Origin of the sequence: Agarivorans sp. QJM3NY_33 (assembly GCF_050870865.2) — a bacterium.
Taxonomy (GTDB): Bacteria; Pseudomonadota; Gammaproteobacteria; order Enterobacterales; family Celerinatantimonadaceae; genus Agarivorans.
Window position 1 is genome coordinate 3400236 of the sequence record NZ_CP194039.2, and the last position, 13894, is coordinate 3414129.

The 13894-nt window shown below is 46.7% G+C and carries 16 protein-coding genes; 12 read left to right on the forward strand and 4 right to left on the reverse strand.

The features are described 5' to 3' along the window. From ACRRSY_RS15330 to ACRRSY_RS15385, 12 genes are read left to right on the forward strand one after another with little or no spacing between them, the layout of a single operon-like run. Complete coding sequence (locus ACRRSY_RS15330; RefSeq protein WP_432452374.1) at positions 1–699, forward strand: BMC domain-containing protein; 699 nt, start codon at positions 1–3, stop codon at positions 697–699. Beyond that, the gene (locus ACRRSY_RS15335; protein ID WP_432452373.1) at positions 696–1325 is read left to right on the forward strand and encodes a phosphate propanoyltransferase; all 630 of its coding nucleotides are present in this window, start codon (positions 696–698) and stop codon (positions 1323–1325) included. Before ACRRSY_RS15330 ends, ACRRSY_RS15335 begins: the two co-directional genes overlap by 4 nt. Positions 1326–1339: 14 nt before the next feature. Beyond that, positions 1340–1846 carry a PduM family microcompartment protein gene (gene pduM / locus ACRRSY_RS15340; protein WP_432463605.1) on the forward strand — a complete coding sequence of 169 codons (507 nt, stop codon included), beginning with the start codon at positions 1340–1342 and terminating at the stop codon, positions 1844–1846. Positions 1847–1849: 3 nt separating this feature from the next. After that, on the forward strand, positions 1850–2137 hold the full coding sequence (locus ACRRSY_RS15345; RefSeq protein WP_432452371.1) for a EutN/CcmL family microcompartment protein: 288 nt from the start codon (positions 1850–1852) through the stop codon (positions 2135–2137). Positions 2138–2143: 6 nt separating this feature from the next. Then, positions 2144–3181: a cob(I)yrinic acid a,c-diamide adenosyltransferase gene (locus tag ACRRSY_RS15350; RefSeq protein WP_432459774.1), complete on the forward strand. Its 1038-nt coding sequence runs from the start codon at positions 2144–2146 to the stop codon at positions 3179–3181. 2 nt (positions 3182–3183) lie between these two features. Further along, entirely contained in the window at positions 3184–4584 is a 1401-nt protein-coding gene (locus tag ACRRSY_RS15355) for an aldehyde dehydrogenase family protein (protein WP_432452369.1), read from the forward strand. Between the two features lie 21 nt (positions 4585–4605). Beyond that, positions 4606–5721 carry a 1-propanol dehydrogenase PduQ gene (locus ACRRSY_RS15360; RefSeq protein ID WP_432459775.1) on the forward strand — a complete coding sequence of 372 codons (1116 nt, stop codon included), beginning with the start codon at positions 4606–4608 and terminating at the stop codon, positions 5719–5721. Beyond that, positions 5718–7115, forward strand: coding sequence for a 4Fe-4S dicluster domain-containing protein (locus ACRRSY_RS15365; protein ID WP_432463606.1), 1398 nt, complete (start codon positions 5718–5720; stop codon positions 7113–7115). Before ACRRSY_RS15360 ends, ACRRSY_RS15365 begins: the two co-directional genes overlap by 4 nt. Positions 7116–7118: 3 nt before the next feature. Then, positions 7119–7667, forward strand: a complete 549-nt coding sequence (locus tag ACRRSY_RS15370) for a BMC domain-containing protein (protein ID WP_432459778.1) — start codon at positions 7119–7121, stop codon at positions 7665–7667. Positions 7668–7686: 19 nt separating this feature from the next. Further along, complete coding sequence (eutS, locus tag ACRRSY_RS15375) at positions 7687–8034, forward strand: ethanolamine utilization microcompartment protein EutS (protein ID WP_432452365.1); 348 nt, start codon at positions 7687–7689, stop codon at positions 8032–8034. A 1-nt stretch (position 8035) separates the two neighbouring features. Beyond that, entirely contained in the window at positions 8036–8473 is a 438-nt protein-coding gene (locus tag ACRRSY_RS15380) for a EutP/PduV family microcompartment system protein (protein WP_432452364.1), read from the forward strand. 11 nt (positions 8474–8484) lie between these two features. After that, positions 8485–9666 carry an acetate/propionate family kinase gene (locus tag ACRRSY_RS15385; protein ID WP_432463607.1) on the forward strand — a complete coding sequence of 394 codons (1182 nt, stop codon included), beginning with the start codon at positions 8485–8487 and terminating at the stop codon, positions 9664–9666. Between the two features lie 281 nt (positions 9667–9947). Here the strand turns inward: ACRRSY_RS15385 and ACRRSY_RS15390 are convergent, their stop codons facing one another. The 4 genes from ACRRSY_RS15390 to ACRRSY_RS15405 all read right to left on the reverse strand — a co-directional run bounded on the left by ACRRSY_RS15390 (position 9948) and on the right by ACRRSY_RS15405 (position 13821). Beyond that, positions 9948–10472 carry a phosphoribosyltransferase gene (locus ACRRSY_RS15390; protein WP_432463608.1) on the reverse strand — a complete coding sequence of 175 codons (525 nt, stop codon included), beginning with the start codon at positions 10470–10472 and terminating at the stop codon, positions 9948–9950. A 714-nt stretch (positions 10473–11186) separates the two neighbouring features. Next, positions 11187–11594, reverse strand: coding sequence for a GFA family protein (locus tag ACRRSY_RS15395; RefSeq protein ID WP_432452361.1), 408 nt, complete (start codon positions 11592–11594; stop codon positions 11187–11189). Between the two features lie 281 nt (positions 11595–11875). Then, positions 11876–12502, reverse strand: coding sequence for a DJ-1/PfpI family protein (locus ACRRSY_RS15400; RefSeq protein WP_432463609.1), 627 nt, complete (start codon positions 12500–12502; stop codon positions 11876–11878). 344 nt (positions 12503–12846) lie between these two features. Further along, positions 12847–13821 carry an alpha/beta hydrolase family protein gene (locus tag ACRRSY_RS15405; RefSeq protein WP_432452359.1) on the reverse strand — a complete coding sequence of 325 codons (975 nt, stop codon included), beginning with the start codon at positions 13819–13821 and terminating at the stop codon, positions 12847–12849. Positions 13822–13894 lie beyond the last annotated feature (73 nt).

Here is a 13894-nt window from a genome sequence, read left to right on the forward strand (position 1 = left end):
GTGAAAGTCTCTCTCGGTTTATTAGAAGTGAAAGGATTAGCGCTCGCCATCAATACCGCCGATGCCATGGCCAAATCGGCAGCTATTCGCATCGCTGATGTAGAAAGCAGCAAGGGCTCTGGCTGGACATTGATCAAAATTACCGGTGATGTTGCAGCAGTACAAGCAGCCATTAGCACTGGCGCAGCCCTCGCTGAAAAATGTGGTGGTTTAGTCTCGAAAAAAGTTTTGTCTCGCCCAGACGTGAAGCTGCTGGCGATGACATTACCCACTCCCGCTAAGCCAAAAGCCGCGCCAGCTGCCAATAAAGTGAAAGCGAGTCGTGTGACCAAAGCCGCAAGCCCTACCGCTGCAATCATTGACCAGCCAGAACCAACAGTGGAACCAACCGCTGTCGTCACAGAATTGCCGGAGCAACATGCGGAGCCGGTCACTGCAAGCACAGAGCTGCCTGAGCAAACAACGGAGCCAGTCACTGCAAGCACAGAGCCGCTTGAGCCAACAGCAGAGCCAGCCGCTACAAACACTGAACAGCCTGAACAAGCGCCAGAATTAGCAGCAACGGAACTCGATACCGAACAAAATCAACAAGCCGAGTCGGCACAAGTCGCCAGCTGTAACTTATGTCACGACATCGCTTGTCCAAGAAAAAAAGGCGAGCCAAGACGAGACTGTATTAATGGAGGAAAAGTGAAATGATTGACGAAATACTCGTCAGAAAAACCATTGAAAATGTGATGCTTGAAATGCGCAATCGGCCAATTCCGGTCGGTATTTCTAACCGTCATATTCATCTTGCAGCAGCCGATTTTCAACAACTATTTCCTGGCCGTGATTTAACGGTCAAAAAGATGTTACTGCAACCCGGTCAGTATGCCGCCGAAGAAATCGTCACCCTTTGCGGTCCTAAAGGCTGCATTGAAAGGGTACGAGTACTCGGCCCATTGCGCAGTAAAACTCAAGTGGAATTATCGGCCACCGATGCCCGTAGCATTGGGGTAAAAGCGCCCTTGCGTTTATCTGGGCAGCTCAAAGACACGCCTGGCGTCAAACTGGTCAGTGAATTCGGCGAAGTAATGCTGGAACAAGGTGTCATTGTGGCCCTACGCCACATCCATATGTCGCCAGTCGATGCCCTGCTCTATCAAGTAGAAGACGGCGATTCTGTGAAAATTGCCATTGAAGGCACCCAGCGCAAAGCCATCTTTGATGATGTAGCCATTCGCGTTTCTCCCGATATGAAGCTTGAAATGCATATCGATACCGATGAGGCCAATGCCGCCGATGTTGGCAGTGGTTCCGCCTTCGCGATTTTGCTCAAGTAAGCATGGAGTCTAGTGTGAGTACTCAAGCCTTAAACATAAGCTACTTGGTCGATGCCGTGCTGCAACAACTTCAGCAAAGGGAAGGCTCAATCTATCAAGTCGACCTCGATATCTTAGCCAAGGGCCTATCGGCGTCTACTTATGCTTGTCACAGCCATTTAGCCTTGTGCTTAGCCGATTTACAGTTTTTGCAACAACTGGCATCCGCGGGCAAACGCCAAGTGACGCCAGCAGCCGTGATGACTCTGTTAGATGCCTTTGCCTATGGCATCAAACTCAACATTAGCGTGCATCAACAGCTGCTCCCAGCACTGCCGATCCAAGGCTTAAGTGTATTGCCAGTTGCGCTGAGTGATCAGCACGGCGCAACCATTCATCTAGACACTCGGGCACTAATTAGTTACCAGCATGTCGCGCAACTCAACGGAAAATGGCTGATCACGCCCAAGCTGAGTTTAGTCACGCAGTTAGCCAAGGACTACTTGGTTCAACGTCATATTCAACTGATTAAAACGGAGTAAATCATGCAATTAGCAAAAGTCGTCGGTTCCGTTGTTTCGACTCAAAAATCACCGTCTTTAGTGGGTAAGAAGTTGCTAATCGTACGCCGAGTGAATGGTGACCAACAACAGCGAGCGAATCCCGAATGGTCAGATGAAATCGCCGTGGATTGTGTTGGTGCAGGCGAAGGTGAATTGGTATTTGTCACCCGCAGTTCATCCGCCAGAATGATTGTGGATGGTGCCAACGAAGCGGTTGATTTAGCCGTTTGCGGCATCGTCGACTCCCTCAGTTATCAACAAGGAGCCTAGCCTGCGATGAGTATTTACACCAAAAAAGGCGATGCTGGTTCAACTTCATTAGTGGGCGGCGTGCGAGTGCATAAATCAGACATCAGAGTCGATGCCTACGGCACCGTAGACGAACTGAATGCGAGCCTGAGCCTGGCCAGCAAAGCGATGCGAGATGCCAGTAACATCCAGCTGATAGAAGCGATTGAACACCAACTATTTTACTTAGGTGCCGAAGTTGCTAGTGCCGATAACAGTCCAATAAAAGCCAATCAACGCTTGCTGGAGGCCGAACATATCACGGCCATGGAACAAGCCATTGACCGCTGTATGTCTGCCCTCCCCCCAGTCAACAGTTTCGTATTGCCCGGTAGCTCTGAAGCAGGTAGTCGACTTCATGTTAGCCGAACCATTGCACGCCGCGCCGAACGACGTTTGGTTGAGCTTGCCCAATTCACCGAGCTACGACCACTGTTGCTGAAATACATCAATCGCTTGTCTGATCTGTTGTATGCCATCGCTCGCTTCGAAGATCAGCAAGTTTTATATAGTGAAGTGGTTGAACGAGTGATTGCTGAATACCTCAAGGCCAGTACCAACACATCAACCCCCGACACTCTGCCAGAAAATGCATCGGTTAAGCTGGCTGAACATTCTCTAGGGTTTGTTACCGTGCATCGCATCATGCAACAAGCCGTTGCTGCAGCCTTGAAACATCAAGTACCGATCGTGATTGCCGTTGTGGATCAACACGGCAATATGATCATGAGCTACCGGATGCCTGACGCCCTATTGGTGAGCAGCGAATTGGCACCAAAGAAAGCCTATAGTGCGATCGCCCTAAAAAGCCCAACCCATCAGCTTTCCGCCCTAGTTCAACCGGGCCAAGATTTGTATCAATTGGAAACCATTTGCGATGGCAAAATCGTCACCTTTGGCGGTGGTTTCCCTTTGTATCAAGCACACCAATTAATCGGTGCCATCGGCATTAGCGGTGGCAGCGTCACACAAGACATAGATATCGCTCTCGCAGCGATCCGTGGTTTAGATTTAGAGGATAAATAACAATGGACACAATGGAATTAGAAAACATCGTTCGCAGTATTATCAGCGAAAAATTTGCGCAAGCGCCAAGCCCAGAATCGAACGACAGCGGAAGCATCGCGCTATTTGATGATGTTGACTGTGCCATTCAAGCAACAAGTCAAGCTTACAAGCGCTACCAACAATGCCCGCTAAAAACCCGTAGTGCGATCATCGATGCCTTTCGCAAAGAGCTTGCACCGCTGATCCCTAAACTATCTGCTGATGCGGCGGCCGAAACCGGCATGGGTTGCAGCGAACACAAGATCCTAAAGAATCAAGCAGCCTTAGATAATACCCCTGGGGTGGAAGATTTAACAACTCAAGCGCTCACTGGTGACGGCGGTATGGTGCTATTTGAATACTCACCTTTCGGTGTCATTGGCTCTATTTCTCCCAGTACCAACCCTACCGAAACCATTATCAATAACTGTATTAGCATGCTGGCAGCGGGCAATACCGTGTACTTCTCGCCTCACCCCGGAGCCAAACAAGTATCACTGTGGTTAATTCAAAAAATGGAAGCGATTGCCTTTAAAGCTTGTGGTATTCGCAATCTGGTGGTGACCACCAAACAGCCGAGCATTGAAGCGACTCAAGCCATGATGGCCCACCCCGATATCGCCTTATTAGCAGTCACTGGTGGCCCAGCGATTGTCGCCTCAGCCATGAAAACTGGTAAAAAAGTGATTGGTGCAGGTGCCGGTAACCCTCCTTGTTTGGTAGACGAAACCGCAGAAATTATTAATGCGGCTCAAAGTATCGTAGCGGGCGCTTCTCTGGACTACAACCTGCCTTGTATTGCAGAAAAATCGGTGGTGGTGGTCGACAGTGTTGCCGACCAATTGATCCAACAAATGCAGGCCTTTGGCGCTTACTTGGTGAGCAAGCCTGAAGATATTCAGCGTTTGCACGATACCTGTTTTAAAGGGACCACCGTGAATAAAGCGTTTGTTGGTAAAAGCCCTGCAGCTATTTTGCAGGCTGCCGGTATTCATTGCCCCGAAAAAGAACCAGAACTGGTAATTTTTGAAGCCGAAGCAAATGACTTATTTGTGCTGGAAGAACAGTTAATGCCAGTGATGCCAGTAGTTCGTGTGAAAGACTTTGAAGCGGGCTTAGCGCTTTCTCTGCGCATTGAAAACAACTTACATCATACCGCGATCATGCATTCACAAAATGTCTCTCGCTTAAACAAAGTTGCCCAGATGATGCAAACCTCTATTTTCGTTAAAAATGGTCCTTCTTACGGCGGGATTGGAGTCGGCGCAGAGGGTTTCACCACCTTTACGATTGCCACTCCAACGGGTGAAGGAACCACTTCGGCAAGAAGCTTTGCTCGCAGTCGTCGTTGTGTGTTGCATAACGGATTTTCCATTCGCTAATTGATGTTAAGAGATAGGCTCATGAAAAAGTTTTCGGTTAAAACTCGGGTATACAGTGGCATTGGCAGCCTCGAATATCTAAAGCGTTTCAAAGATAAAAAGATCTGGATTGTCTGTGATGGCTTTTTAGCCACCAGCCCTTTGTATACACGTTTAGCCGGGTTGTTGGAGCAGCATAATCAGCTCTTTCTATTTTCAGAGATCACTGCCGATCCGGATATCTCGACCATCGTCAAGGGGATCGCTGAACTACAGAAAATACAACCTCAAATCATTATTGGCTTTGGTGGCGGCTCGGCGATTGACGCCGCCAAAGCGATCCGCTTTTTTGTGGAACAAAGCCAGAGCCTGCCTTTGGAAGCTTGCATCGCGATCCCAACGACTAGTGGCACGGGCTCGGAGGTGACTTCGGCAACCGTGATTAGCGACAAGCAAAAAGGGATAAAATATCCACTATTTCATCCCAGTATTTTCCCAACCATTGCGATCCTCGATCCCGAATTGGTGCTAACCGTCCCCGCTGAGATCACCGCCAATACCGGCATGGATGTACTCACTCACGCCATTGAAGCCTATGTATCTAAAGATGCCAACGATTTTGCCGATGCCTTGGCTGAGAAAGCAGTACAAACCATCTTTCAATACTTACCAACGGCCTATGTGAACGGCCAATGCATCGCCACTCGGAACAAGGTGCATAACGCCTCTAGCATGGCTGGTATGGCATTTAGTCAGGCCGGACTGGGACTGAACCATGCTATTGCTCACCAATTGGGAGGTCAGTTTAAGCTGGCGCATGGTTTAGCCAACGCAATTTTACTGCCGCATGTGATCCGGCATAACGCCAAGGACATTCGTGCCCGTAAGCGCTACGCCAGACTGGCGAAACATTGCCAACTCAGCCCCAAATCACTGAACGATATGGCAGCCGTCAATCAGTTGATTTTTCATATAAATCAACTTCTTCAACAGCTTAAAATAAAATCGTCGCTGCGCAAGTTGGGGATCTATGAAAGCAAAGTGAAGGAAAAACTAGCCACCATCATTAGTGCCACCCATGCCGATAGTACACTCAGTACTAATCCTTGTGCGGTGAGCGATAAAGACATTCGACATATTGTAGAGGCGATCTTATGAGTAATGCTTCCACTACGATTGCTGAAATGACCGACACCAATCAGCAGATCGTCGAAAAAACGCTTGCTCAAACTAATTCAGAGCAGATGCTAAAACAAGTTCGTCAAGCAGGTATCGTGGGCGCCGGCGGCGCGGGCTTTCCAACTTACGTGAAGCTACAAGCCAAGGCAGAGATCTTCTTAGTGAATGCGGCAGAATGTGAGCCGATGTTAAAAGTAGATCAACAATTAATGGCACAACACCCAGACAAGCTGATCCGAGGCCTGCTCTACGGGATGTTTCTGACTGGCGCCAAACAGGGCATTATCGCTCTCAAACAGAAGTATCAAGCTGCCATTAATGCACTCACACCGCAACTGCCGGACAACATTCGGATCCACATCTTGCCCGATGTTTATCCCGCAGGGGATGAAGTGATTACCATCTGGTTTGCTACCGGACGGCGAGTGCCACCTGCGGCATTGCCAATTAGCGTTGGGGTATTGGTGAATAATGTGCAAACCCTGATGCAAGTCGCGGATGCCTTGGAACAAGATAAAACCGTGACTCAACGTACTTTAACCGTGAATGGCGCCGTAAACAAAGCACTCACGGTGACCGTGCCGATTGGGATTAGTTTGGCCGAAGTGCTCAATTTGGCTGGAGGCACGAGCATCGCCAATCCAGCTTACATTGTTGGCGGCCCAATGATGGGCAAAATGATTGAAGATCTCAATCAACCAGTCACTAAAACCACTGGTGGCCTGCTAGTACTACCGCAAGATCATATTCTCATCCAACGCCAAACCCGGTCTTTAGACGCCATTATGAATATGGCTCGAAATGTATGTGAGCAATGCCGGATGTGTACCGAGCTTTGCCCAAGACACTTGGTGGGCCATGAATTATCACCTAGCGAAATCGTTAAAGCCGTGTGTTATGAAAAAGTGGCGCAACCTTCGGTCTTATTATCTGCATTGACCTGTTCTGAATGTGGTATTTGCGAAGCCTATGCCTGCCCGGTTGAGATTTCACCAATGCGAGTCAATCGGATGCTCAAGCAGCAATTTAGACAACAGGGGATGAAATATGAGGGCGAACTTCACCCAGCAGACCCAATGATTGACTATCGTTTTGTGCCGATTAAACGTTTGGTCTCACGATTAAACTTAGAGGCCTACAATCACGACGCGCCACTGCAGCCTTTAAACTGGCAGCCTAAGCAAGTCATCATCCCAGTGCAACAACATATTGGGCAACCTTCAACCCCCATTGTTCAGGTTGGCGATAGTGTCAGCCAGGGCCAATGCATCGCCATGCCTGATGAGCAAGCCTTAGGCGTCGCCATTCATGCCAGCCTAGCGGGTACCGTTCGTCAGGTTTCGACCAGCAGCATTCACATCGTAGGGGAGTAACACATGTATCACGCAATTGGCTTAGTTGAACTCAGTAGTATCGCCAAAGGCATAGAAGCCAGCGACCTTATGCTAAAAAGTGCCAATGTTGAATTATTGTTGGCCAAAACCATCTGCCCCGGCAAATACATCGTATTGGTGGGCGGGGAAATTGGCGCAGTCAAACAAGCGGTAGAAAACGGCAAACATGCCAGTGGCCATCTTTGTGTCGATAGCTTTGTGATCGCTAACGTACACGCTTCGGTCTTGCCCGCCCTGAGTGGGGTGAGTGAAGTGAATCATAAAAAAGCCGTGGGAGTGGTTGAAACCTACAGTGTTGCAGCCTGTATCACCGCCGCCGACAGTGCGGTGAAATCGGCCAATGTACAACTGGTAAGGATCCATATGGCCTTTGGTATTGGCGGAAAGTGCTACATGGTGCTCAACGGCGAAATTGCCGATGTAAAAACCGCAGTGACCTCGGCTTCCCAAGATGCCGGCAGTCAGGGTTTACTGGTACAAAACTGCGTTATACCTAAGCCCGATAAAGCCCTATGGCAAAGCTTGCTGTAAACGCAAAAGGATTTCCATCATGCAAAACGATAGCAAAGAGCGCGTCATTCAAGAGTATGTACCGGGTAAACAAATCACCCTGGTGCACCTCATCGCGAACCCCAATAAAATGCTTTATAAAAAATTGGGCTTAAACAATCAGTCTAATGCCATTGGTATTATGACCATCACGCCCAGTGAGGCCGCCATTATCGCAGGAGACATCGCCACAAAATCTGGGGCCATCGAGCTCGGCTTTGTCGACCGATTCACCGGTTCGGTGGTGATCACTGGTGATGTCTCATCAGTAGAGTATGCCTTAAAACAAGTCATATACACCCTTGGTGACATGATGAAATTCAGTGCTTGCCAACTCACGCGGACTTAAAATGATGCCGAAACGATTGATGTTAATCGGCCAAAGTGAATGTGGCAAAACCACGTTGATCCAAAGCTTACAGCAACAACCACTGCACTATCAAAAGACTCAAACCTTAGACTTTGTGTCGAGTGCCATCGATACGCCCGGTGAATACTTGGAGAACCCACGCCTCTATAGCGCCTTAATCAATGCTTCTTACGATGCTGATGTGATTGCCTTTGTCCAAAGCGCCAGCAACCCCTACAGTATTTTTGCGCCCCAATTTGCCTCCGCTTTTAATAAGCCGGTGATAGGCGTGGTGACTAAAGTTGACACCTTAGCGACCTCTGCCACTGAAGCAGCCCAACAACAACTGGAAAATGCCGGTGTTAGCTGCCTATTTAAAACATCCTCTTACCAGCATGTTGGTATTCACCAACTTCGCCAATACCTCAACTGGAGTTAACGGAAAGAACCATGAAGCACAACATAATCGCGATTAATGCGGGTAGCTCAACCCTAAAGTTTCAACTTTATTCAATGCCAGAAGAGCGGATCATCGCCAAAGGCATGATTGATAAAATAGGCAAAGAAGATGCGCTATTTGTCATGGAATACCATCAACAAAAACTTGAAGCGAACAATATCCAACTCGACGATGCTCAACAAGCCATCGACTATTTACTGGAACAACTATTAAGTCTCAAAATATTGACCGGTTTAGATGACATTGATGGGGTTGGCCATCGAGTTGCGCATGGCGGAGACCATTTCAAGCAATCGGTACGTATCGATCAAGAAGTAATCGCAAAACTCACTGACTTATGTGAGCTAGCGCCGCTACATAATCCAGTAAACCTTGCTTTTATTAAAGCGATGCGCCTGCGTTTGCCCAATTGTAAACAAGTGGCAGTATTTGATACTTCCTTTCATCAAACCATGGCAAAACCGCAATACTTGTATGCGCTGCCTTATCGCTTCTACCAAGAAGACCAAATCCGCCGCTATGGTTTTCATGGCACCAGCCATCACTACGTGAGCCAAGAGTGTGCCAAACAACTGCAACGCCCAGTTGAGCAACTTAAAATTATCAGCTGTCATTTAGGTAGCGGCGCTAGCATTTGCGCCATCGAAAATGGTCAATCGGTAAATACTTCAATGGGCTTTACACCACTAGCGGGGCTTGCCATGGGGACGCGCTGCGGTGACATAGACCCGTCCATTCTGCTTTATATTGCTAAAAAGCATCAACTTAGTCTGGATGAGGTGAATCACATCATGAATAGTGAGTCCGGCTTATTAGGGATCTCTGGGGTGTCCAATGACTGTCGCAGCGTTCAACAAGCTGGGGCGCAGGGCAATCAACGCGCCCAGCTAGCCATCGATATTTTTGTACAGCGGATCCGTGATTTTATTGGGGCTTACATGATTCAGATGGGGGGCGTGGATGTGATCTTATTTACTGGTGGCATCGGCGAAAACTCGGCATCAATACGCCAAGCCGTGTGTCAAAACCTGCAAGCCCTCGGAATGAAGCTAGACCCAGAAAAAAATGCCAGTAGCCAACGCTTTATCCATCAGGCTGATTCAAAGGTTGCCTTAGCCGTGATCAATACCAATGAAGAACTGATGATGGCGCGACAAACCATGGCCTTATAAGAACCTAAGATCTTAATACCAGCCAGCCTTTTGGGGCTGGCTGCCAACCTTCACACATCGCTTGAGAGTACGTTTGGCGCTCTGACTTTTTTGCTCACAAAACTTCAACAACAGCGTTTAGGTAAACAGGCATACCTTCCAGCGCCTTGGCATAGCGATAAATCGCAAAAATAACCATGGGGTTTTAGCCTGTTTTGATGAAAGCATGGCACTTACGACCCAACCGTCGATTCAGCTCCCAGACATTATCAGCACAGTCCACTAAGCCCTAGCAGATAGCTTTAGTGTCCTTTCACCAACTTGGACAAATAAGGCACATTTCTTAATTTATCTTGCCAAGGCAAGCCGTATCCAACCAGTAAATCATCATTTGGCATTTCATAAGCAAAATATTGCGGCACCGCGATAGTTTCTCGACCCGGTTTAACAAACAGCGTAGCGATGGATAAGGACTTCGCTTTATAGTGATCCGATAAATGCTGGATCAAGCGTTTCATGGTACCGCCAGATTCAATCGCATCATCGATAACAATTACATGCTTGCCTTCAATACGAATATTCTGATGATAAACAATTTTTGAGGCATTACTGCGATCACCGGGTGTATGCGGGCAAGAAATATAATCCATACTCAGCTCAAACATTAACTGCCGCACTAAATCAGCCGTAAATAAAATGCCGCCCGGAACAACGCTGATTATCACCGCATCTTGAAATTGAGCATTGAGTTTACTCGCCACAATTTTAACGCCGTCTTGGATCTGAGCCTCGTTTAATACCAACTCTCCAATATGTTCGCTTTTCATCTGAAGTACGCTCTCTGTTTTGTTAGACAGAACTGCAACAATAGCGTTAGGGTTTAGCCCTATGTTATACCTGTCTAACTCATTATCTGTTGATTATTACTGACCTAAATCAGCGCTAACTGGGTGATGTATCTTGTCATTAGAGCCACTAGTTACAGCACTTCATGCCTCGTTATCTACAGATTTATTCTGCGCAGCAAGTTGATCATATAATGAATCAGATTGCTATTACCTGAGTAAATTGCTGGGTAAATTCAAATCAGCATCATACAGAAGTAGCCCTCCCATTGATTTTGGAATTGAGTGAGCTATTGATTCGAGAACTTCGCAGGTAATCAATGGAATATGCTCACAGCTCAATCCTTTTGAGTCAATCAACTCAGCTAGAATAGCTTGATGCTCGTTAAATATGTTATGGAAATATACGCCTAATAGTAAAACGTGCTGGCAATAGTCTCTGTTAGATGCAAGTTTGCTAGCCTCGGCAAACCGTCGAGTAATATGCGCCAATCCATGCATACTGTCTTTATTATCATAGAAGTCTTTTACAGACTTTGAAGTGCAACTCGATCAAACATGATACTCCTATAAAATTAACGCTCAACGTCAGGTCATCACAAAGGAACAAAGAAAAAGCAGCCATGGTAAGCTGTATCCAAACCGCTCACTTAAGATTGTCTTATGCTAGGTATCGTTAATCTTTTAGCTACATTTTTATGAGAAATAAGCCATTATTTCAGCGGTTGTCATTTCTTTAGTTTCATTTGAAAAACAGTAGTAACTCGGCCGCATATCACTAAAGTACTGCATATCCATTTCCAGCCCTTCCAATTCAGAGAACAAACCTAGTGACATATTGTATTCACCAGTTTCTTTAAATTTGTAGAACAAGTGAGTACCACACTCAGTACAAAAACCCCGAGATGCCCAAGAGGACGACGCATACATTTTTACTTTATCTTCCCCTTCAATTTTAACTTTCGTACCGCACTTAACAGCAAAGAACGGAGCCCCACCCCAAGTTCGGCATGATTGGCAATGACACACCGTGAATTTAGGATTGATTTCCTCCGCGGTAATTTTTACAGCACCACAAAGACAGCTAGTTTCTGAATGCGACATTTTGATATCTCTAATCAACCAAAGAAAAGGCAGTAATATTAGCAGTAATATAAATAACCCACCATTTACGATGACTATATACGCAGCAGTGGCTCACTTTAAAACCAATCGCTCTGCTGCGAGATGTAGGACACCTCAACGTGTTATGTAGACAAAAATGCCACCCTAAAAATATCGCTCAAACTTTTGATCTGTTTTATAAGCGGGCATAAACACCTCATCTTATTTGAATGAGGTGTCTACTCAACCGGAGCTACGACCAAGTCCGAATTAGCCATTTGTTAGTTTTTTCTTAGATATCCGGGCGCTTTTTCGTGGTTCTCAAACCCCCCGTACTTGACCGAAGAGGGGTAATATTCTGCGGCAAACTGTATTTGTCCCGCGGTGGTTTCACCAGCGACATTTGCGATGAAAGCCAGCATTAAATCTGTGCCAGCGGAAACCCCCGCAGAAGACCAGACATTACCGTCTTGCACGTAGCGCTGTTCAACCACGGTAACATCACCAAGTGCCCGTAAACGTTCCAATGATTGCCAATGAGTGGTTGCCTTTTTGCCAGACAAAAGCCCCGCGGCATGCAGCACAAAAGATCCTGTGCAAACCGATAAAACCGCCTTGCAGTTCTTTGCTTGATTGGCAACGAAATCGATTAGCACCGGGTTATCAACTTCAGTTCGTGTACCTTCACCTCCAGGAATAAGTAAATAATCAAGCGGCGGGCAAGATGAAAATGAAGCATGTGGGTTGATCGACAAACCCTTTGCACAAGTAACGGGGTCAAGCGTTTCATTCACAATGATGCAATTTTCTGGACCGTTGGCATTTTTTCGCCACATCGTGAGCATTTCCCACGGTCCGACAAAATCGAGTTCTTCTACCTGATCAAATACAAGAATGCCAAAATTCATAATTATCTCCTATACATCTAGACATAATGCCCGCTCGAGGTGCTAGCCTCCATATTCGGGGGTTTAGTTTGAAGCCAGAGCCATGACTCGTGTGCAAACGACTAATCATGTAGGCAATCTGAACAACGATACCATGATTTTCATAGGCTTAGATACGCGCAAGAGCTTTATTCAAGTTGCTGAATGACTGAAGCATAGCAGTTCACAAGCTCAGATCTTCGACCGTATTAAATCCAACAAGGCAGGGTTTTAGTCACTACGAAAGTGACGTTCACCAGTTAGAAGCTGAGTATTATTTAGTTATATATGCACTTAGAGGGCTTGGTCGTTTTTCCAAACATGAGTTACGGGACTTTAATTAGATTTTTACGAAAAAAATAAATCATATCGGTGTTAAATTTTTTGTGAAAAGCGGCTCGGTCAAAATTTGGTTTGTCTATACAAAGCTCTGGTAATGTTTTAGCTAACTTGGGGGGACATGTGGTCAAAAAAGAGAAATGGCCTGCATTGGGAACAAGATGGAAAGTTGGCTTCATGGGCAGATTATGCGCGATAGCGGGAACATCTTTTGGGGACACACCATGCCCCCCTTCTTGAGATGCCCAGAGCTCGATTGGCTTAGTGATATGTTTCAAACTGTCTGATGTTGCAAAGATATTGCTCAAAGGATCGGCAATCACATAAGCCATGATCCGAGGATCGCTGCTGGGGGGTAACATAGGTAATTGCTTTATGTTTGCATGGTCACACGTTGCGCCGGTCCTGTCGGAACATGGAATGAGTAGTTTCTCAAAATCAGGAACCGCCCCTGCTAGGACAAGACCGGTATAACCACCACGTGAAAAGCCAAAAAAACCAATAGAATTTGGGTTTATTGATGCTGCGTCTGGTGATGAGGTTAGCATGAAGTTAATGAGCCGTTTGACATCCATCGGGCGAGTAATCAAAGCTTTAAGATTATGAAATCTTGTTTTATTTGTAGATGTATCATCAGGATGGTTGAGTGACACCACTATAAAGCCTGCATTAGCGAGAGCTGTTGCTGTGTCATGATGGCTGAGGCTCGACCCGCCAAACCCATGTGAAATAATAATGAGAGGCAAGTGTTCTCCAGCAACGGGACAATCACGAACCCCAAGAAGAACAAACGGTCCGGCCAGTATTTCACCTGAGGCGCTAGAGCATGGTGACCATTGCACGGCGTTTATTGCAGGGCCTTTGTTATCAGCAGGAACTACTATTTTTTTTATACCAACGGAATGCGCGATGGATGCTGTAAAACAGAGTACAACAGCGAGGAGCATCATTGTAAATTGCATTGTTCTTTCCTAAAGACGATATCCAACCAAGCGAAGTATGGACATCCAAAAGAGCGAAGTATGGACATCCATG

Excerpts from the sequence above, each read along its gene's own strand:
- ACRRSY_RS15335 (WP_432452373.1), top strand. The coding sequence starts at position 696 with ATGATTGACGAAATACTCGTCAGAAAAACCATTGAAAATGTGATGCTT.
- ACRRSY_RS15345 (WP_432452371.1), top strand. The coding sequence starts at position 1,850 with ATGCAATTAGCAAAAGTCGTCGGTTCCGTTGTTTCGACTCAAAAATCA.
- ACRRSY_RS15350 (WP_432459774.1), top strand. The coding sequence starts at position 2,144 with ATGAGTATTTACACCAAAAAAGGCGATGCTGGTTCAACTTCATTAGTG.
- ACRRSY_RS15355 (WP_432452369.1), top strand. The coding sequence starts at position 3,184 with ATGGACACAATGGAATTAGAAAACATCGTTCGCAGTATTATCAGCGAA.
- ACRRSY_RS15360 (WP_432459775.1), top strand. The coding sequence starts at position 4,606 with ATGAAAAAGTTTTCGGTTAAAACTCGGGTATACAGTGGCATTGGCAGC.
- ACRRSY_RS15365 (WP_432463606.1), top strand. The coding sequence starts at position 5,718 with ATGAGTAATGCTTCCACTACGATTGCTGAAATGACCGACACCAATCAG.
- ACRRSY_RS15370 (WP_432459778.1), top strand. The coding sequence starts at position 7,119 with ATGTATCACGCAATTGGCTTAGTTGAACTCAGTAGTATCGCCAAAGGC.
- eutS (WP_432452365.1), top strand. The coding sequence starts at position 7,687 with ATGCAAAACGATAGCAAAGAGCGCGTCATTCAAGAGTATGTACCGGGT.
- ACRRSY_RS15380 (WP_432452364.1), top strand. The coding sequence starts at position 8,036 with ATGATGCCGAAACGATTGATGTTAATCGGCCAAAGTGAATGTGGCAAA.
- ACRRSY_RS15385 (WP_432463607.1), top strand. The coding sequence starts at position 8,485 with ATGAAGCACAACATAATCGCGATTAATGCGGGTAGCTCAACCCTAAAG.
- ACRRSY_RS15390 (WP_432463608.1), bottom strand. The coding sequence starts at position 10,472 with ATGAAAAGCGAACATATTGGAGAGTTGGTATTAAACGAGGCTCAGATC.
- ACRRSY_RS15395 (WP_432452361.1), bottom strand. The coding sequence starts at position 11,594 with ATGTCGCATTCAGAAACTAGCTGTCTTTGTGGTGCTGTAAAAATTACC.
- ACRRSY_RS15400 (WP_432463609.1), bottom strand. The coding sequence starts at position 12,502 with ATGAATTTTGGCATTCTTGTATTTGATCAGGTAGAAGAACTCGATTTT.
- ACRRSY_RS15405 (WP_432452359.1), bottom strand. The coding sequence starts at position 13,821 with ATGCAATTTACAATGATGCTCCTCGCTGTTGTACTCTGTTTTACAGCA.